The sequence below is a fragment of the Aquimarina pacifica genome, from assembly GCF_000520955.1.
Taxonomy (GTDB): Bacteria; Bacteroidota; Bacteroidia; order Flavobacteriales; family Flavobacteriaceae; genus Aquimarina; species Aquimarina pacifica.
Genome location: NZ_JACC01000013.1, coordinates 130,638 through 146,410 on the forward strand (window position 1 = coordinate 130,638; position 15,773 = coordinate 146,410).

Genomic DNA, 15,773 nt, shown 5'->3' on the forward strand with positions numbered 1-15,773 from the left:
GCTACAACCCATTTTGAGGAGCAAATTATGACGAGTTAGTCTTTATCTAATTTATATTTAGAAAGATCCATACCAAAGTTTAAACCTTTAACATTAACAAGCTCTTCTAGCTCAGTTAAAGATTTCTTACCAAAGTTACGGAACTTCATTAAATCATTTTTATTGTAAGATACCAAATCTCCTAATGTATCTACTTCTGCTGCTTTCAAACAATTCAGAGCTCGTACGGATAAATCCATATCTATTAGCTTTGTTTTCAGCAATTGACGCATATGTAATGATTCTTCATCATATGTTTCTGTCTGAGCAATTTCATCAGCTTCTAAAGTAATACGCTCATCAGAAAATAACATAAAGTGATGAATCAATATTTTTGCAGCCTCAGTTAATGCATCTTTAGGATGTATAGAACCATCGGTAACTATTTCGAAAACCAATTTTTCATAATCCGTTTTTTGCTCTACACGATAGTTTTCAATACTGTACTTTACGTTCTTTATAGGAGTATAAATAGAATCAGTAAATATTGTACCAATAGGAGCATTTGCTTTCTTATTCTCTTCGGCAGGCACATAACCTCTTCCTTTCTCTATAGTAATTTCAAGGTTTAAAGCTACCTTTTTATCCATATTACAGATAACCAAATCAGGATTCAACACTTGAAATCCAGAAATAAACTTCTGAAAATCTCCTGCAGTTAACTGCTCTTGACCAGATATAGAAATTGTAACTGATTCATTATCTATATCCTCTATCTGGCGCTTAAAACGTACTTGTTTTAGATTTAAAATAATTTCTGTAACATCCTCAACTACTCCAGAGATAGCAGAAAACTCATGCTCTACTCCTTCGATTCTTAGAGAAGTTACAGCAAAGCCCTCAAGAGAAGATAACAAAACTCTTCGCAAAGCGTTACCAACCGTTAATCCGTAGCCTGGTTCTAATGGTCTAAATTCAAATTTACCATCGAACTCAGTTGAGTCGATCATGATAACTTTATCGGGCTTTTGAAAATTTAATATTGCCATATTATTGTTTCTTCTTAGAGTTATTACTTAGAGTATAATTCGACGATGAATTGTTCATTAATGTTCTCAGGAATTTGAATTCTACCTGGAACCGATACAAAAGTACCTTGTTTAGTATCATTATTAAAAGTAATCCATTCGTAAACGCTACTATTATTTGATAACGCATTTTGAATTACCTCTAAAGATTTTGACTTTTCTCTTACTCCTACAACATCTCCTGCTTTCAACTGATATGATGGAATATTTACTTGTTGTCCATTTACAGTTATATGTCTGTGTGATACTAATTGTCTTGCCCCTCTTCTAGAATTCGCCAATCCCATTCTGTATACAACATTATCTAATCGAGATTCACATAATTGAAGTAGCACTTCACCAGTAATCCCCTGAGACCTTGTTGCCTTCTCAAACATATTTCGGAATTGTCTTTCTAAAACACCATAGGTATATTTAGCTTTTTGCTTTTCCATTAATTGGATTGCATATTCACTTTTCTTACCTCTACGTCTGTTATTACCATGTTGTCCCGGAGGGTAATTTCTTTTTTCGAATGATTTGTCATCTCCGAATATCGCTTCACCAAATTTACGAGCGATTTTAGTTTTTGGACCAGTATATCTTGCCATTATTAAAATTTTATTATTGAGAGTGGTTATGAATTAAGGTCACTTTCCTTCGATACCCATTTTTGTCCCTCATTTAGATTACTTACTTTTTATATCCTAAAGATCCTGAACACAAGTTTCAGGATTCTTAATTGTAATTACACTCTACGTCTTTTAGGAGGACGACAGCCATTATGCGGCATTGGTGTAACATCAATAATTTCAGACACCTCGATACCAGAATTATGAAGAGAACGAATTGCAGACTCTCTACCGTTTCCAGGACCTTTTACGTACACCTTAACTTTTTTCAATCCAGCTTCAATTGCAACTTTAGATGCATCTTCAGCCGCTAGTTGTGCTGCATAAGGAGTATTCTTCTTTGATCCTCTAAAACCCATTTTACCGGCAGATGACCAAGAAATTACATCTCCTTTTTTATTTGTTAACGAAATAATTATGTTGTTAAAAGAAGCGGTTACATGAGCTTCTCCTACTGATTCAACAATTACTTTACGTTTTTTTGAAGTTGACTTTGCCATACTACTTATTATTTAGTTGCTTTTTTCTTGTTAGCAACTGTTTTTCTTCTTCCTTTACGTGTTCTAGAGTTATTCTTAGTACGTTGCCCTCTAAGTGGTAAACCTGCTCTATGTCGGATACCTCTATAACACCCTATATCCATAAGACGTTTTATATTCAACTGTACTTCAGAACGCAATTCTCCTTCGATAGTATAGTTTCCTACAGCTTCACGAATACGACCAATCTGATCATCATCCCAGTCAGAAACTTTTAAATTTACATCTACTTTAGCAGTGTCTAAAATTTCTTTAGCTCTACTTCTGCCAATTCCGAAGATATAGGTTAACGCTATAACTCCTCGCTTTTGTTTAGGTATATCTACCCCTGCAATTCTTGCCATAATTACCCTTGTCTTTGTTTAAATCTAGGATTCTTTTTATTAATCACGTAAAGTCGGCCTTTTCTACGTACAATCTTGCACTCGGCACTTCTCTTTTTTATCGACGCTCTTACTTTCATCTTTTCGTTTTTTTATTTCCAGACTATAACTGAATATATTCTAGAAGATCTCAGTAACAAGATTTTTCAGCCTGCAAAATTACACAAAAAATCTTAATTTACAATATTCTTAATTTATTTAGTATCTATATGTTATTCGAGCTTTACTTAAATCGTAAGGACTCATCTCTAACTTTACTTTATCTCCAGGTAATAATTTAATATAATGCATACGCATTTTTCCTGATATGTGCGCTGTTACCACATGGCCATTTTCTAATTCTACACGAAACATTGCATTTGATAATGCTTCAATGATACTGCCATCTTGTTCTATTGCTGGTTGTTTTGCCATTATGCTACTGCTTTACGGTTTTTACCAGTTTTCATTAATCCATCATAATGTCTATTTAACAAATACGAATTGACTTGTTGCATCGTATCTATGGCAACACCCACCATAATCAAAAGTGATGTTCCTCCAAAGAAAAGCGCCCAGCCTTGCTGTACATTAAGCAACTTCACCGCTATTGCAGGAAATATTGCTACTAGAGCTAGAAAAATAGAACCTGGCAAAGTTATTTGAGACATAATCTTATCAAGATACTCAGATGTTTCGCTTCCTGGACGAATTCCGGGAATAAAACCTCCGCTTCTCTTCAAATCATCTGCCATTTTATTGGTTGGTACTGTGATTGCTGTATAAAAATATGTAAACACAATAATTAAAAGGGCAAACAACAAGTTATACCACAAACCAAACATATCACTAAAAGCAGCCTTTATAGTTTGAGAAGTCTCAGAATCAGAAAGACCAGCTACCGCGGAAGGCACAAACATAATTGCCTGAGCAAAAATGATAGGCATTACTCCTGAAGCATTTAATTTTAATGGGATATACTGACGTGATCCAAAAACATTTTTTTCATAACCACCACCAGCAGTTCTCCTTGCATATTGAACAGGTATTTGTCTTACTGCCATTACAAGTAATACTGAAGCCAAAATAATCACAAACCATATTACTAATTCTATTAGAACCATGATCATTCCTCCACCATCACCTGATACTCTGGAAGAAAAGTTCTGTACAAAAGATTGTGGTAATGTTGCTATAATTCCAACCATTATTAATAATGATATACCATTTCCAATACCTTTGTCTGTAATCTTCTCACCCAACCACATTGCAAACACACAACCCGTAGATATAATAATTACAGAAGATACAACAAAAACAGTTTGATTAGGAATTATGAAAGCCTGAGACGGCAAAGTAGCAAACAAATTATAAATATAACCTGGTCCTTGAACCAAGGTAATAGCAATTGTTAACCAACGCGTAATTTGATTAATTTTTTTCCTACCACTTTCACCTTCTTTCTGTAATTTTTGCAAATAAGGAATTGCAATTCCCATTAGTTGAACAACAATAGAGGCGGATATATATGGCATAATACCAAGTGCAAAAACCGAAGCATTGGCAAAAGCCCCCCCTGTAAATGCATTTAGCAACCCTAATAAACCATCTTGCGTTTGAGTTCCAAGATTTGCTAATTCTGAAGCATCAACTCCAGGAAGTACTACTTGTGCTCCGAAGCGATAAACTAAAAGAAGACCTAGCGTAACTAAGATTCTATTTTTTAGTTCTTCAATTTTCCAAATGTTTTTTATTGTATCAATAAATTTCATGAATTGTCGATTATAGGGTTACTGCTTCACCACCAGCTGCTTCGATAGCTGCTTTTGCTGTGGCCGTAAATTTATGAGCTGAAACTTTTAATTTTGCCTTCAATTCACCTCTTCCTAATATCTTAACCAAATCATTCTTTCCAGCAAGGCGTGTAGCCAAAATAACATCTAAGTCCACAGTATCCTTAATCTTTCCATCATCCACTAATTTTTGTAGCGTGTCCAAATTAACACCTTGATACTCTTTTCTATTAATGTTTTTGAAACCAAACTTAGGCACACGTCTTTGAAGTGGCATCTGCCCTCCTTCAAAACCGATCTTTTTTGAATACCCTGAACGTGATTTAGCTCCTTTGTGTCCACGAGTTGCAGTTCCTCCTTTTCCAGAACCTTGTCCACGACCAACTCGTTTACTATTATTTTTTACCGAACCTGCAGCAGGTTTTAAGTTACTTAAATCCATTTGCTTATTTTATTTTGTTTCTATTGAAACTAAATGTTTAACTTTATTTACCATCCCTAGGATATTAGGAGTATCTTCATGCTCCACTACCTGGCCGATTTTTTTTAGACCAAGAGCCTCTAAGGTTCTTTTTTGTCTTTGAGTACGGTTAATCGCACTTTTTACTTTGGTAATTTTAATCTTTGCCATCGTTCCTAATTTATCCTTTAAACACTTTTTCAAGTGAAACACCTCTTTGAGCCGCTACTTGTTTTGCACTACGCATCTGAAGCAATGCATCAAAAGTAGCTTTTACAACATTATGCGGGTTAGATGATCCTTGATTTTTAGAAAGTACATCATGTACACCCACAGCTTCTAATACAGCACGTATAGCACCACCTGCTATAACCCCTGTTCCTGTTGCGGCAGGCATAAGTAGAACTCTTGCTCCACCATATTTACCTTTTTGTTCATGAGGTAATGTACCTTTTTGTAAAGGAATTCTAACTAGATTTTTCTTAGCATCTTCTACTGCTTTAGAAATAGCTTCGGCAACTTCTTTAGATTTTCCTAACCCATGGCCTACAACACCATTTTCATCACCAACCACTACAATAGCAGAAAAACCAAATGCTCTACCTCCTTTTGTTACTTTTGTAACACGTTGCACACCCACCAAACGATCTTTAAGCTCAAGTCCACTAGGTTTTACTAACTCTGCGTTTTTATATTTTTGATACATAATTTCTTAGAATTTAAGTCCTGCTTCTCTAGCACCGTCTGCCAATGATTTTACTCTACCATGATACAAATACCCTCCTCTATCGAAAGATACTGTATCTATTCCTGCTTGTTTAGCTTTTTCTGCAAGAGCTTTTCCTACTAAACTTGCTTTTTCTATTTTATTTCCAGCTGCTGCCGAAATATCTTTATCTCTTGAAGAAGCTGAACTGATTGTTTTACCAGTTACATCATCTATGATTTGTGCATAGATTTCTTTGTTACTTCTAAAAACAGATAATCTAGGACGTTGCGCCGTTCCGGTAACACTACCACGGATACGCTTTCTTATCTTTAATCTTCTTAAATCTTTTGAGAATGCCATAACTTCGTTATTATGCAGATTTACCTGCTTTTCTTCTTAATTGTTCTCCAACAAACTTAACTCCTTTTCCTTTGTATGGTTCAGGCTTACGGAAGCCTCTTATCTTGGCAGCCACCTGTCCTACTAATTGCTTATCATAGGAAGTTAATTTAATGATTGGGTTCTTACCTTTTTCAGAAATAGTTTCAATTTTTATTTCGGGTGCAACATTAATGACAATGTTGTGCGAAAAACCTAAGGCCAAATCTAACTTCTGTCCTTGATTTGAAGCTCTATACCCTACTCCAACTAATTCTAACTCCTTGGTAAAACCTTCAGAAACACCTTGAATCATATTATTAATCAAAGCTCTATATAATCCGTGCTTTGATTTATGATCTTTTGATTCACTAGGTCTCTCAAGAACAACCTGACCATCCTCTACTTTCACATCGATACTGTCGATATCTTGTGAAAGTTCACCTAATTTTCCTTTAACAGTAACAACATTACCTGTCACTTCTACAGTGACACCAGACGGAACAGTTACTGGATTTTTTCCTATTCTTGACATTTCTTTTTGTCTTTTTTACTGTTAATATACGTAGCAAAGTACCTCACCACCTACATTCTCTTGTCTTGCCTGTTTACCAGTCATAACACCATGAGATGTAGATATGATAGCAATTCCTAATCCATTAAGGATTCTAGGAACCTCACTTGAACCAGAATACTTACGTAAACCAGGCTTACTAATCCTCTGTAACTCTTTAATTACAGGTTCTTTAGTAAACTTATCATATTTGAGAGCTATTTTTATACTACCTTGTGTTGTATTGTCTTCAAATTTATAACTTAAAATATATCCTTGATCGAATAATATTTTTGTGATCTCTTTCTTAACCTTTGATGCAGGGATTTCCACAACTCTATGTTGTGCTCTATTTGCATTTCTAATTCTGGTTAAATAATCTGCTATAGGATCTGTATTCATTGTTTCTCCTTTATAATATTATTACCAACTAGCTTTAGTTACTCCTGGAATTAATCCTTTATTCGCCATCTCTCTAAATGTAACCCTTGAGATTCCAAATTGACGCATATATCCTTTTGGTCTTCCTGTTAGTTTACATCTATTATGCTTACGAATAGGAGAAGCATTTTTAGGCAATTTCTGTAATGCTTCATAGTCTCCAGCTTCTTTAAGAGCTTTTCGTTTCTCAGCATATTTAGCAACAGTCTTTGCTCTCTTCACCTCACGGGCTTTCATTGATTCTTTAGCCATAATTAATTCTTTTTAAAAGGTAATCCTAGTTGGGTTAACAATGATTTTGCTTCCTTATCAGTTTTAGCTGAAGTTTCGAAAGTAATATTCATTCCAGATATCTTATTTACTTTATCAATATCAATTTCTGGAAAAATAATCTGCTCAAGGATTCCTAGAGAATAATTACCTCTACCATCAAAACCAGTTGCTTTGATTCCACTAAAGTCTCTTACTCGAGGTAATGCAGATGTTACTAAACGATCAAGAAATTCATACATTTTTTCACCGCGCAAAGTAACTTTAGCACCTATAGGCATTCCCTTACGTAACTTAAATGTAGCAACATCTTTTTTAGATATAGTTGCAACAGCTTTTTGACCTGTAATAGTTGTTAATTCATCAACTGCATAGTCAATTAACTTCTTATCCGCTACTGCAGCACCAACACCTCTACTTACAACTATCTTCTTAAGTTTAGGTACTTGCATTACATTATCATAGCTGAATTCTTCTGTAAGAGCAGAAACTACCTTGTCCTTGTACTCTTGTTTTAATCTTGGGATATAAGCCATAACTATATTACTTCATTAGATTTTTTAGCAAATCTCACTTTCTTATCTCCTTCTACTCTATATCCTACTCTTGTTGTTTCTCCTTTTGAAGTTAACAATGATAAGTTAGAAATATGAATAGGTGCTTCTTGCTTTACGATACCACCTTGTGGATTCGTAGCGCTTGGCTTCTGGTGTTTTGAAACTAAGTTCACACCTTCTACAATCGCCTTGTTTTTATCCTTTAATACTTTCTGTACTGTACCTTCCTGACCTTTATTATCGCCAGCAATAACACGAACAGTATCTCCAGACTTAATTTTTAGCTTTGTCATCTTTTCGAATGTTTTAAAGCACCTCTGGTGCTAGTGAAACAATCTTCATGAACTGCTTATCACGAAGCTCTCTTGCCACAGGACCAAAAACACGTGTTCCTCTCATTTCTCCTGTTGGATTCAATAAAACACATGCATTATCATCAAAACGGATATAAGAACCGTCTGGTCTGCGTACTTCTTTCTTGGTACGAACTACAACTGCAGTTGAAACTGCTCCTTTTTTAATGTTTCCATTTGGAGTCGCTTCTTTAACACTGACAACTATTTTGTCTCCTACAGAGGCGTATCTTCTTTTTGTACCACCTAAAACACGGATAACTAAAACTTCTTTACCTCCGGTGTTATCGGCTACCTTTAATCTAGACTCTTGTTGTACCATAATTACTTCGCTCTTTCAATTACTTCTACTAATCTCCAGCACTTGGTTCTACTCATAGGTCTTGTTTCCATGATCTTTACGGTATCACCAATATTGCAGTCGTTTTTCTCATCGTGCGCAACATATTTTTTTGTTTTTAACACGAACTTTCCGTACATCGGATGCTTTACTTTTTTAACTTCAGAAACCACGATTGATTTCTGCATTTTGTTACTAGTAACAACACCTATACGCTCTTTTCTTAAATTTCTTTTTTCCATCTTTCAGCAGAATTAACCGTTTAATTCTCTTTTTGTTAGCTCTGTAGCAATTCTTGCAATAGATCTTCTTACTTTACGAATCTGTAAAGGGTTTTCTAATGGAGACATTGCATGAGCCATTTTTAAATCTGAATATGCTTTTTGAGATTTACCAAGCTCCTCTTGTAATGCAGCTGTAGATAATTCTTTTACTTCTGATTGTTTCATAGTCTCTCAAATATTAAGCTTGATAATCTCTAGCTACGATAAACTTAGTTTTTACAGGAAGTTTTTGAGCAGCAAGACGTAATGCTTCTTTCGCAACGTCATAAGGCACTCCACTTATTTCAAATAATATTCTTCCTGGTTTTACTACTGCAGCCCAATACTCTACAGCACCTTTTCCTTTACCCATACGTACTTCAAGAGGTTTTTTCGTGATAGGCTTATCCGGGAATATTTTTATCCACAGAGCACCCTCTCTCTTCATGTAACGAGTAGCAGAAATACGAGCTGCTTCTATTTGTCTGGCAGTAACAAAACTTGAATCTAATGATTTAATTCCGAAAGTTCCGTTAGAAAGTGTATGTCCTCTTTGAGAAAGACCTTTCATACGTCCTTTTTGTTGCTTACGGAATTTTGTTCTTTTAGGCTGTAACATTGTTAATTTACTTTAAAAAATTACTTTCTACGACGTGACTTATTATTACCACCACTTCGTCCACCTCGGTCACCTTTTCCTTGTTTCTTGGATAAACCAACTAAAGGAGAAAGCTCTCTCTTACCATATACTTCACCTTTCATAATCCACACTTTGACTCCCAGTCTACCATATGTAGTATGAGATTCTACCAAAGCATAATCTATGTCAGCTCTAAATGTAGATAAAGGAATACGACCTTCTTTGTAAGACTCTGAACGTGCCATTTCTGCACCATTCAAACGTCCTGAAATCTGAATCTTAATACCTTCTGCGTTCATTCTCATTGCAGCCGCAATAGCCATCTTTATAGCACGACGATACGAAATACGACTTTCTATCTGCCTTGCTACACTAGATCCAACTAAGAACGCATCAAGTTCTGGTCTTTTGATTTCAAAAATATTGATCTGAACTTCCTTATCTGTAATTTTCTTAAGCTCTTCTTTTAACTTGTCTACCTCCTGACCACCTTTTCCGATAATAATACCAGGTCTGGCAGTGGTGATAGTAACGGTTACAAGTTTAAGCGTACGCTCAATAATCACTCTTGATACACTAGCTTTTGATAAACGTGCGTGTACATACTTTCTAATCTTATCGTCTTCGGCTAATTTATCACCGTAGTCATTACCTCCGTACCAGTTGGATTCCCAACCTCTAATGATACCAAGGCGATTTCCGATTGGATTTGTCTTCTGTCCCATAGTCTATTATTAGCTTTGTGTATTATTTTTTGCTGCAACCACGATTGTAACATGATTAGAGCGTTTTCTTATTCTGTGCGCGCGACCCTGTGGAGCAGGACGAAGTCTTTTTAACATACTCCCCCCATCTACACGAATCTCTTTTACAAAAAGATCAGCATCTTCGATACTTGCATCTTCATTTTTCGCCTGCCAATTTGCAATTGCAGATAGCAAAAGTTTCTCTAAACGACGTGATGCTTCTTTAGGGCTAAATCTAAGAATATGAAGCGCCTTTTCAACTTTTTCACCACGTACAAGATCAGCTACTAAACGCATCTTACGAGGTGACGTAGGGCAGTTATTAAGTTTAGCAAAAGCAATTTGCTTTTTCTCTTCCTTAATTCTGTCTGCCATTTCTCTTTTACGAACTCCCATGACTTAAATTATTTTTTACCTTTATTTTTAGCACCAGCATGACCTCTAAAGGAACGCGTTGGCGAAAATTCTCCTAACTTATGACCCACCATGTTTTCTGTAACGTATACCGGTACAAACTGGCGACCATTATGAACTGCTATTGTCTGACCCACAAAATCTGGTGTAATCATCGAAGCTCTTGACCAAGTCTTAATTACTGACTTCTTATTAGCCTCTACATTAGCAGCTACTTTTTTCTCTAACTTATAGTGAACGTAAGGTCCTTTTTTTAATGAACGTGCCATATCTTATTATTTCTTTCTACGTTCTACAATATATTTATTACTCGCTTTCGTCTTAGAACGGGTTCTATATCCTTTAGCAGGAAGCCCTTTTCTAGAACGTGGATGACCTCCAGAGGAACGTCCTTCTCCACCACCCATAGGATGATCAACAGGGTTCATTGCTACTGGTCTTGTTCTAGGCCTACGACCTAACCATCTTGTTCTACCAGCTTTTCCTCCTACGATCAATTGATGATCACTATTTGATACAGCTCCTATTGTAGCCATGCAATTTACAAGAATCATCCTAACCTCTCCCGAAGGTAACTTTACCGTAGCAAATTTACCGTCTCGAGCCATAAGCTGAGCAAATGAACCAGCACTACGTGCCATCACAGCTCCCTGTCCTGGTCGTAATTCTATACATGAAATAATAGTACCCAATGGTATATCACTAAGAGGCATAGCATTTCCAATTTCAGGAGCAACATTATTTCCTGAAACTATATTCTGACCAACCTGCAAACCATTTTGAGCAATAACATAACGCTTTTCTCCATCTTGATAATTTAGAAGCGCTATAAATGCAGTTCTGTTTGGATCGTACTCTATTGTCGCTACAGTAGCAGGAATACCCTGCTTATCACGTTTAAAATCAATAATACGATACCTTCTTTTATGACCACCACCCTTGTAGCGCATGGTCATCTTTCCTTGACTGTTTCTACCTCCAGATCGTTTTTTCGGAGCCAAAAGGCTTTTTTCCGGCTTATCAGTAGTAATAGCGTCATACCCATTAACTACTCTAAAACGCTGACCTGGGGTAATTGGTTTTAATTTTCTTACTGACATTTTTTAGTCTTAAAGATTACTATATAAATCAATTACTTCACCATCCGCCACCTGTACAATTGCCTTTTTAAAAGCACTTGTTTTACCAGTAACCATACCCGTTTTTGTATAACGTGTACTACGATCTGGGCGGACATTTATTGTTCGAACTTTTGTAACAGATACACCATAAGCAGCCTCAACTGCTTTTTTGATCTCTACCTTATTCGCTCTTTTATCTACTACAAAACCATAGCGGTTAAACACCTCACTATCAGCAGTAGCTTTTTCCGTAATAATAGGTTTTATTAAGATACTCATGGCTTCTATTTACTTAAATTCGTTTCAATTCCTTTCAAAGAACTCTCAAAAATCACTACACTTCCTGCGTTAAGTATTTTATAAGTACTTAATTCTGAAGAAGTTATAACTTCTGATCCTTTTAAATTACGTGACGACAAATATACATTTTTATTTGGCTCAGCCAACACAAACAATGATTTTTTATCCTCAAGCCCTAAAGACTTTAAAATTTCGGTAAAATTCTTAGTCTTAATTGTGTCAAAACTAAAATCTTCTATTACCGTAATTGCCTTATCACTTGCCTTAATACTTAAAGCAGATTTACGCGCCAATCTTTTTAAGTTTTTATTCAACTTAAAAGAATAACTTCTTGGTCTTGGTCCAAAAACTCTACCTCCACCTTTAAAAACAGGAGATTTAATACTACCTGCCCTTGCAGTTCCGGTACCTTTTTGTTTTTTTATCTTTCTGGTACTACCAACAATCTCTGCTCTTTCCTTAGCCTTATGAGTACCTTGACGTTGATTTGCCAAATACTGCTTCACATCTAAGTACACAGCATGATCATTTGGCTCTATACCAAAAACAGCATCAGAAAGGTCTGCCTTTCTACCTGTTTCTTTTCCGTTAATATCAATTACCGCTACCTTCATTACTTCTGAATCGTTACATAAGCATTTTTATGTCCAGGAACACATCCTTTCACAACAAGTAAATTCTTTTCAGGAACCACTTTTAATACTTTTAAGTTTTGAATTTTTACTTGATCTCCGCCCATTCTTCCGGCCATCTTCATTCCTTTGAATACTCTTGCAGGATATGAAGCCGCACCAATAGAACCAGGAGCCCTCAATCTGTTATGTTGACCGTGAGTAGCTTGACCTACACCCGCAAAATTATGTCTCTTTACAACACCTTGAAAACCTTTTCCTTTTGACGTTGCAGAAACATCTACAAATTCTCCTTCAGCAAAATGATCTACTGTTACCGTATCTCCTAATTTGTACTCCTCCTCAAAACTTTTGAATTCGACAACTTTACGTTTAGCAACAGTTCCTGCTTTTTTAAAGTGACCTAAAGCCGCTTTAGTAGCATTTTTGTCTGCTTTGTCATCGAAACCTAATTGAATAGCATCATAACCATCAATTTCTTCAGTTCTGACTTGGGTCACGACACATGGTCCAGCTTCGATAACTGTACATGGAATATTCTTTCCATTTTCATCGAAAATGCTGGTCATACCGATTTTTTTTCCTATTAACCCAGACATATTTAAATTATTTATTAATTATTCTTATTATTTATTTTAACTCATATTGTAAACAACTCTTTACAAAAAAACAGGGTTAAAAAACACTTCAACCCTGAATGTATTTTTTTTGCCGTTTTTCCCTCGCACGCAGCTTGGGACATTTTCTGTAAGGATACTGCTTACATTAAAGTTCTATCACACTTTAATCTCTACCTCTACTCCACTTGGTAATTCTAGCTTCATTAACGCATCAATTGTTTTTGAAGAAGAACTATAAATATCTAATAATCTCTTATAAGAACTTAATTGAAATTGCTCTCTAGATTTTTTATTTACGTGTGGTGAACGTAGCACTGTGAAAATCTTTTTATGTGTTGGTAAAGGAATTGGCCCAGTTACTACAGCTCCCGTACTCTTTACCGTTTTTACGATTTTTTCAGCAGACTTATCCACCAAATTATGATCGTAAGATTTTAGTTTTATTCTAATTTTTTGACTCATTTCTGTAATAATTAAGCGTTAACTCCTTTTGCTGCTGCAATAACCTCTTCTGATATATTAGAAGGAGTTTCTGCATAGTGAGAAAATTCCATTGTTGATGTTGCTCTACCCGAAGATAATGTTCTCAATGTAGTAACATATCCAAACATTTCAGAAAGTGGCACAGTTGCTTTTACAGTTTTTGCACCTGCACGATCACCCATATCACTAACTTGTCCTCTACGACGGTTAAGATCCCCAACTATATCACCCATATTCTCTTCTGGAGTAATAACTTCTAATTTCATAATTGGCTCCATAATTACCGCTTTCGCAGCTTTTGCAGAGTTTTTAAACCCTAACTTAGCAGCCAATTCAAATGACAACTGATCAGAATCCACATCATGATAAGAACCATCTTTTAGTGTCACCTTAACAGCATCCACTTCATATCCTGCCAACGGCCCATTTACCATTGCCATTTTAAATCCTTTCTCAATTGACGGTATAAATTCCTTAGGAACATTACCCCCCTTGATTGTAGACTCAAATTGAAGTCCTACTTGACCTTCATCAGCAGGCTCAATAGTAAACACAATATCTGCAAATTTACCACGACCACCAGATTGCTTTTTATATACTTCTCTGTGATCTGCTGATTGAGTAATAGCTTCTTTATATTCAACCTGAGGTTGACCTTGATTAACCTCAACTTTAAACTCACGTTTAAGACGATCTACAATAATATCAAGGTGAAGCTCACCCATTCCAGAAATAATTGTTTGACCAGAAGCTTCATCTGTCCTTACAGTAAATGTAGGATCCTCTTCAGCTAACTTAGCCAAAGACATACCCAACTTATCTACATCAGCTTTTGTTTTAGGCTCAACAGCAATACCAATTACTGGATCTGGAAAATCCATTGATTCTAAAACAATAGGATTCTTCTCATCAGACATGGTATCACCAGTCTTAATATCCTTAAACCCAACTGCAGCACCGATATCACCAGCTTCTATATAATCAATTGCATTTTGTTTATTTGAATGCATTTGGTAAATACGCGAAATACGCTCCTTTTTACCAGATCTGTTGTTCAAGATATAAGAACCTGCATCTAAACGACCCGAATAAGCACGAAAGAATGCTAATCGTCCTACGAAAGGATCTGTAGCAATTTTAAATGCCAAAGCAGCAAAAGGCTCCTTAGCATCAGGTTTACGAAGCTCTTCTTTTTCTGTCACAGGATTAACCCCAACAATACCATCTTTATCCGTTGGCGAAGGCAAATAACGACATACAGCATCTAAAAGAAACTGAACACCTTTATTTTTAAATGCCGAACCGCAAATCATAGGTATTATAGACATATCCATCACTGCAGCACGAAGCGCAGCATGCACTTCTTCTTCAGTAATAGAATCCTCATCTTCCATAAACTTTTCTAAAAGATTCTCATCATATGCAGCAACCTCTTCAATAAGCTTTCCTCTTAATTCTGCAGCCTCTTCTTTTAAATCTTCAGGAATATCAATAACATCAAATGTAGACCCTTGTGTCTCATCATGCCAAACTATCGCACGGTTTTTTACTAAATCTACAATTCCTTTAAAATCAGCCTCATCACCAATATTCATTACAATTGGAACCGCATTAGACCCCAACATATCTTTAACTTGCTGACAAACTGCCATAAAGTTAGATCCTTGACGGTCCATTTTATTTACAAAACCGATACGCGGCACTTTATAATTATCCGCTAGTCTCCAGTTAGTTTCCGACTGTGGCTCAACACCATCAACAGCACTAAACAAGAAGACCAATCCATCAAGAACACGTAAAGAACGGTTTACCTCAACTGTAAAATCAACGTGACCAGGAGTATCAATAATATTAAAATGATATCCCTTCGTTCCGTCTATGGCTTGTCCATTTTCAGTAGGGAATTTCCATTCACAGGTTGTTGCAGCAGAGGTTATTGTAATACCTCTTTCCTGCTCCTGCTCCATCCAATCCATTGTAGCCGCACCATCATGCACTTCACCAATCTTATGACTTACACCTGTATAATAAAGGATACGTTCTGTAGTAGTGGTTTTTCCTGCGTCAATATGCGCAGCAATACCGATATTTCTTGTATATTTTAAATCTCTAGCCATTTCT

29 protein-coding genes are annotated in these 15,773 nt (G+C 36.0%); all 29 read right to left on the bottom strand.

All coding sequences use genetic code 11. The features are described 5' to 3' along the window. Positions 1-35: 35 nt before the first annotated feature. A complete protein-coding gene (locus DZ60_RS0109505) occupies positions 36-1,028 on the bottom strand; it encodes a DNA-directed RNA polymerase subunit alpha (RefSeq protein WP_025741854.1) in 993 nt (330 codons plus the stop codon). 23 nt (positions 1,029-1,051) lie between these two features. Further along, a complete protein-coding gene (gene rpsD / locus DZ60_RS0109510; RefSeq protein ID WP_025741855.1) occupies positions 1,052-1,657 on the bottom strand; it encodes a 30S ribosomal protein S4 in 606 nt (201 codons plus the stop codon). A 137-nt stretch (positions 1,658-1,794) separates the two neighbouring features. Next, positions 1,795-2,178 carry a 30S ribosomal protein S11 gene (rpsK, locus tag DZ60_RS0109515; protein ID WP_025666464.1) on the bottom strand — a complete coding sequence of 128 codons (384 nt, stop codon included), beginning with the start codon at positions 2,176-2,178 and terminating at the stop codon, positions 1,795-1,797. Between the two features lie 8 nt (positions 2,179-2,186). Continuing rightward, positions 2,187-2,561 carry a 30S ribosomal protein S13 gene (gene rpsM, locus DZ60_RS0109520; RefSeq protein ID WP_025741856.1) on the bottom strand — a complete coding sequence of 125 codons (375 nt, stop codon included), beginning with the start codon at positions 2,559-2,561 and terminating at the stop codon, positions 2,187-2,189. 2 nt (positions 2,562-2,563) lie between these two features. Continuing rightward, positions 2,564-2,680 (bottom strand): type B 50S ribosomal protein L36, encoded by a 117-nt coding sequence (ykgO, locus tag DZ60_RS24680; protein ID WP_013621733.1) that lies wholly within the window; start codon positions 2,678-2,680, stop codon positions 2,564-2,566. Positions 2,681-2,798: 118 nt separating this feature from the next. Then, positions 2,799-3,014: a translation initiation factor IF-1 gene (gene infA / locus DZ60_RS0109525; protein ID WP_010181908.1), complete on the bottom strand. Its 216-nt coding sequence runs from the start codon at positions 3,012-3,014 to the stop codon at positions 2,799-2,801. Further along, positions 3,014-4,351, bottom strand: coding sequence for a preprotein translocase subunit SecY (gene secY, locus DZ60_RS0109530; protein WP_025741857.1), 1,338 nt, complete (start codon positions 4,349-4,351; stop codon positions 3,014-3,016). The genes infA and secY overlap by 1 nt, the downstream gene beginning before the upstream one ends. A 10-nt stretch (positions 4,352-4,361) precedes the next feature. Beyond that, positions 4,362-4,814: a 50S ribosomal protein L15 gene (gene rplO / locus DZ60_RS0109535; protein WP_025741858.1), complete on the bottom strand. Its 453-nt coding sequence runs from the start codon at positions 4,812-4,814 to the stop codon at positions 4,362-4,364. A gap of 9 nt (positions 4,815-4,823) precedes the next feature. Beyond that, positions 4,824-5,003, bottom strand: coding sequence for a 50S ribosomal protein L30 (rpmD, locus tag DZ60_RS0109540; protein WP_024770862.1), 180 nt, complete (start codon positions 5,001-5,003; stop codon positions 4,824-4,826). A gap of 10 nt (positions 5,004-5,013) precedes the next feature. Further along, on the bottom strand, positions 5,014-5,538 hold the full coding sequence (gene rpsE, locus DZ60_RS0109545; RefSeq protein ID WP_025741859.1) for a 30S ribosomal protein S5: 525 nt from the start codon (positions 5,536-5,538) through the stop codon (positions 5,014-5,016). 6 nt (positions 5,539-5,544) lie between these two features. Continuing rightward, on the bottom strand, positions 5,545-5,901 hold the full coding sequence (gene rplR, locus DZ60_RS0109550; protein WP_025741860.1) for a 50S ribosomal protein L18: 357 nt from the start codon (positions 5,899-5,901) through the stop codon (positions 5,545-5,547). A 10-nt stretch (positions 5,902-5,911) separates the two neighbouring features. Next, the gene (gene rplF, locus DZ60_RS0109555) at positions 5,912-6,454 is read right to left on the bottom strand and encodes a 50S ribosomal protein L6 (protein ID WP_025741861.1); all 543 of its coding nucleotides are present in this window, start codon (positions 6,452-6,454) and stop codon (positions 5,912-5,914) included. Between the two features lie 21 nt (positions 6,455-6,475). After that, positions 6,476-6,874: a 30S ribosomal protein S8 gene (rpsH, locus tag DZ60_RS0109560; RefSeq protein WP_025741862.1), complete on the bottom strand. Its 399-nt coding sequence runs from the start codon at positions 6,872-6,874 to the stop codon at positions 6,476-6,478. Between the two features lie 21 nt (positions 6,875-6,895). Further along, a complete protein-coding gene (gene rpsN / locus DZ60_RS0109565) occupies positions 6,896-7,165 on the bottom strand; it encodes a 30S ribosomal protein S14 (RefSeq protein WP_025666456.1) in 270 nt (89 codons plus the stop codon). A 2-nt stretch (positions 7,166-7,167) separates the two neighbouring features. Continuing rightward, complete coding sequence (gene rplE, locus DZ60_RS0109570) at positions 7,168-7,719, bottom strand: 50S ribosomal protein L5 (RefSeq protein ID WP_025741863.1); 552 nt, start codon at positions 7,717-7,719, stop codon at positions 7,168-7,170. Between the two features lie 2 nt (positions 7,720-7,721). Further along, positions 7,722-8,033: a 50S ribosomal protein L24 gene (rplX, locus tag DZ60_RS0109575; RefSeq protein WP_025741864.1), complete on the bottom strand. Its 312-nt coding sequence runs from the start codon at positions 8,031-8,033 to the stop codon at positions 7,722-7,724. Between the two features lie 13 nt (positions 8,034-8,046). Further along, entirely contained in the window at positions 8,047-8,415 is a 369-nt protein-coding gene (gene rplN / locus DZ60_RS0109580; RefSeq protein ID WP_025741865.1) for a 50S ribosomal protein L14, read from the bottom strand. Between the two features lie 2 nt (positions 8,416-8,417). Beyond that, positions 8,418-8,675, bottom strand: coding sequence for a 30S ribosomal protein S17 (rpsQ, locus tag DZ60_RS0109585; protein WP_025741866.1), 258 nt, complete (start codon positions 8,673-8,675; stop codon positions 8,418-8,420). Between the two features lie 12 nt (positions 8,676-8,687). Beyond that, positions 8,688-8,882: a 50S ribosomal protein L29 gene (gene rpmC, locus DZ60_RS0109590; RefSeq protein WP_025741867.1), complete on the bottom strand. Its 195-nt coding sequence runs from the start codon at positions 8,880-8,882 to the stop codon at positions 8,688-8,690. Between the two features lie 13 nt (positions 8,883-8,895). Further along, positions 8,896-9,315, bottom strand: a complete 420-nt coding sequence (rplP, locus tag DZ60_RS0109595; protein WP_025741868.1) for a 50S ribosomal protein L16 — start codon at positions 9,313-9,315, stop codon at positions 8,896-8,898. Between the two features lie 20 nt (positions 9,316-9,335). Continuing rightward, the gene (rpsC, locus tag DZ60_RS0109600) at positions 9,336-10,061 is read right to left on the bottom strand and encodes a 30S ribosomal protein S3 (protein ID WP_025741869.1); all 726 of its coding nucleotides are present in this window, start codon (positions 10,059-10,061) and stop codon (positions 9,336-9,338) included. 9 nt (positions 10,062-10,070) lie between these two features. Beyond that, positions 10,071-10,478, bottom strand: a complete 408-nt coding sequence (gene rplV, locus DZ60_RS0109605; protein ID WP_025741870.1) for a 50S ribosomal protein L22 — start codon at positions 10,476-10,478, stop codon at positions 10,071-10,073. An 8-nt stretch (positions 10,479-10,486) separates the two neighbouring features. Beyond that, complete coding sequence (rpsS, locus tag DZ60_RS0109610) at positions 10,487-10,765, bottom strand: 30S ribosomal protein S19 (protein WP_019386271.1); 279 nt, start codon at positions 10,763-10,765, stop codon at positions 10,487-10,489. 6 nt (positions 10,766-10,771) lie between these two features. Continuing rightward, entirely contained in the window at positions 10,772-11,596 is an 825-nt protein-coding gene (gene rplB / locus DZ60_RS0109615; protein ID WP_025741871.1) for a 50S ribosomal protein L2, read from the bottom strand. 9 nt (positions 11,597-11,605) lie between these two features. Further along, positions 11,606-11,896, bottom strand: coding sequence for a 50S ribosomal protein L23 (gene rplW / locus DZ60_RS0109620; protein WP_025741872.1), 291 nt, complete (start codon positions 11,894-11,896; stop codon positions 11,606-11,608). 5 nt (positions 11,897-11,901) lie between these two features. Next, positions 11,902-12,531 carry a 50S ribosomal protein L4 gene (gene rplD / locus DZ60_RS0109625; protein WP_025741873.1) on the bottom strand — a complete coding sequence of 210 codons (630 nt, stop codon included), beginning with the start codon at positions 12,529-12,531 and terminating at the stop codon, positions 11,902-11,904. Further along, positions 12,531-13,148 carry a 50S ribosomal protein L3 gene (gene rplC, locus DZ60_RS0109630; RefSeq protein ID WP_025741874.1) on the bottom strand — a complete coding sequence of 206 codons (618 nt, stop codon included), beginning with the start codon at positions 13,146-13,148 and terminating at the stop codon, positions 12,531-12,533. The genes rplD and rplC overlap by 1 nt, the downstream gene beginning before the upstream one ends. A gap of 177 nt (positions 13,149-13,325) precedes the next feature. Next, positions 13,326-13,631 (bottom strand): 30S ribosomal protein S10, encoded by a 306-nt coding sequence (gene rpsJ, locus DZ60_RS0109635; RefSeq protein WP_010181931.1) that lies wholly within the window; start codon positions 13,629-13,631, stop codon positions 13,326-13,328. 11 nt (positions 13,632-13,642) lie between these two features. Continuing rightward, entirely contained in the window at positions 13,643-15,769 is a 2,127-nt protein-coding gene (gene fusA / locus DZ60_RS0109640) for an elongation factor G (protein ID WP_025741875.1), read from the bottom strand. Between the last annotated feature and the right edge of the window lie 4 nt (positions 15,770-15,773).

Excerpts from the sequence above, each read along its gene's own strand:
- rpsD (WP_025741855.1), bottom strand. The coding sequence starts at position 1,657 with ATGGCAAGATATACTGGTCCAAAAACTAAAATCGCTCGTAAATTTGGT.
- rplW (WP_025741872.1), bottom strand. The coding sequence starts at position 11,896 with ATGAGTATCTTAATAAAACCTATTATTACGGAAAAAGCTACTGCTGAT.
- infA (WP_010181908.1), bottom strand. The coding sequence starts at position 3,014 with ATGGCAAAACAACCAGCAATAGAACAAGATGGCAGTATCATTGAAGCA.
- rplN (WP_025741865.1), bottom strand. The coding sequence starts at position 8,415 with ATGGTACAACAAGAGTCTAGATTAAAGGTAGCCGATAACACCGGAGGT.
- rplF (WP_025741861.1), bottom strand. The coding sequence starts at position 6,454 with ATGTCAAGAATAGGAAAAAATCCAGTAACTGTTCCGTCTGGTGTCACT.
- rpsQ (WP_025741866.1), bottom strand. The coding sequence starts at position 8,675 with ATGGAAAAAAGAAATTTAAGAAAAGAGCGTATAGGTGTTGTTACTAGT.
- rpmC (WP_025741867.1), bottom strand. The coding sequence starts at position 8,882 with ATGAAACAATCAGAAGTAAAAGAATTATCTACAGCTGCATTACAAGAG.
- rpsK (WP_025666464.1), bottom strand. The coding sequence starts at position 2,178 with ATGGCAAAGTCAACTTCAAAAAAACGTAAAGTAATTGTTGAATCAGTA.
- rpsE (WP_025741859.1), bottom strand. The coding sequence starts at position 5,538 with ATGTATCAAAAATATAAAAACGCAGAGTTAGTAAAACCTAGTGGACTT.
- rpsS (WP_019386271.1), bottom strand. The coding sequence starts at position 10,765 with ATGGCACGTTCATTAAAAAAAGGACCTTACGTTCACTATAAGTTAGAG.
- rplD (WP_025741873.1), bottom strand. The coding sequence starts at position 12,531 with ATGAAGGTAGCGGTAATTGATATTAACGGAAAAGAAACAGGTAGAAAG.
- rpsM (WP_025741856.1), bottom strand. The coding sequence starts at position 2,561 with ATGGCAAGAATTGCAGGGGTAGATATACCTAAACAAAAGCGAGGAGTT.
- rpsN (WP_025666456.1), bottom strand. The coding sequence starts at position 7,165 with ATGGCTAAAGAATCAATGAAAGCCCGTGAGGTGAAGAGAGCAAAGACT.
- rplX (WP_025741864.1), bottom strand. The coding sequence starts at position 8,033 with ATGACAAAGCTAAAAATTAAGTCTGGAGATACTGTTCGTGTTATTGCT.
- rplB (WP_025741871.1), bottom strand. The coding sequence starts at position 11,596 with ATGTCAGTAAGAAAATTAAAACCAATTACCCCAGGTCAGCGTTTTAGA.
- rpmD (WP_024770862.1), bottom strand. The coding sequence starts at position 5,003 with ATGGCAAAGATTAAAATTACCAAAGTAAAAAGTGCGATTAACCGTACT.
- rplR (WP_025741860.1), bottom strand. The coding sequence starts at position 5,901 with ATGGCATTCTCAAAAGATTTAAGAAGATTAAAGATAAGAAAGCGTATC.
- rpsJ (WP_010181931.1), bottom strand. The coding sequence starts at position 13,631 with ATGAGTCAAAAAATTAGAATAAAACTAAAATCTTACGATCATAATTTG.
- DZ60_RS0109505 (WP_025741854.1), bottom strand. The coding sequence starts at position 1,028 with ATGGCAATATTAAATTTTCAAAAGCCCGATAAAGTTATCATGATCGAC.
- rplC (WP_025741874.1), bottom strand. The coding sequence starts at position 13,148 with ATGTCTGGGTTAATAGGAAAAAAAATCGGTATGACCAGCATTTTCGAT.
- rplO (WP_025741858.1), bottom strand. The coding sequence starts at position 4,814 with ATGGATTTAAGTAACTTAAAACCTGCTGCAGGTTCGGTAAAAAATAAT.
- secY (WP_025741857.1), bottom strand. The coding sequence starts at position 4,351 with ATGAAATTTATTGATACAATAAAAAACATTTGGAAAATTGAAGAACTA.
- fusA (WP_025741875.1), bottom strand. The coding sequence starts at position 15,769 with ATGGCTAGAGATTTAAAATATACAAGAAATATCGGTATTGCTGCGCAT.
- rplE (WP_025741863.1), bottom strand. The coding sequence starts at position 7,719 with ATGGCTTATATCCCAAGATTAAAACAAGAGTACAAGGACAAGGTAGTT.
- ykgO (WP_013621733.1), bottom strand. The coding sequence starts at position 2,680 with ATGAAAGTAAGAGCGTCGATAAAAAAGAGAAGTGCCGAGTGCAAGATT.
- rplV (WP_025741870.1), bottom strand. The coding sequence starts at position 10,478 with ATGGGAGTTCGTAAAAGAGAAATGGCAGACAGAATTAAGGAAGAGAAA.
- rpsH (WP_025741862.1), bottom strand. The coding sequence starts at position 6,874 with ATGAATACAGATCCTATAGCAGATTATTTAACCAGAATTAGAAATGCA.
- rplP (WP_025741868.1), bottom strand. The coding sequence starts at position 9,315 with ATGTTACAGCCTAAAAGAACAAAATTCCGTAAGCAACAAAAAGGACGT.
- rpsC (WP_025741869.1), bottom strand. The coding sequence starts at position 10,061 with ATGGGACAGAAGACAAATCCAATCGGAAATCGCCTTGGTATCATTAGA.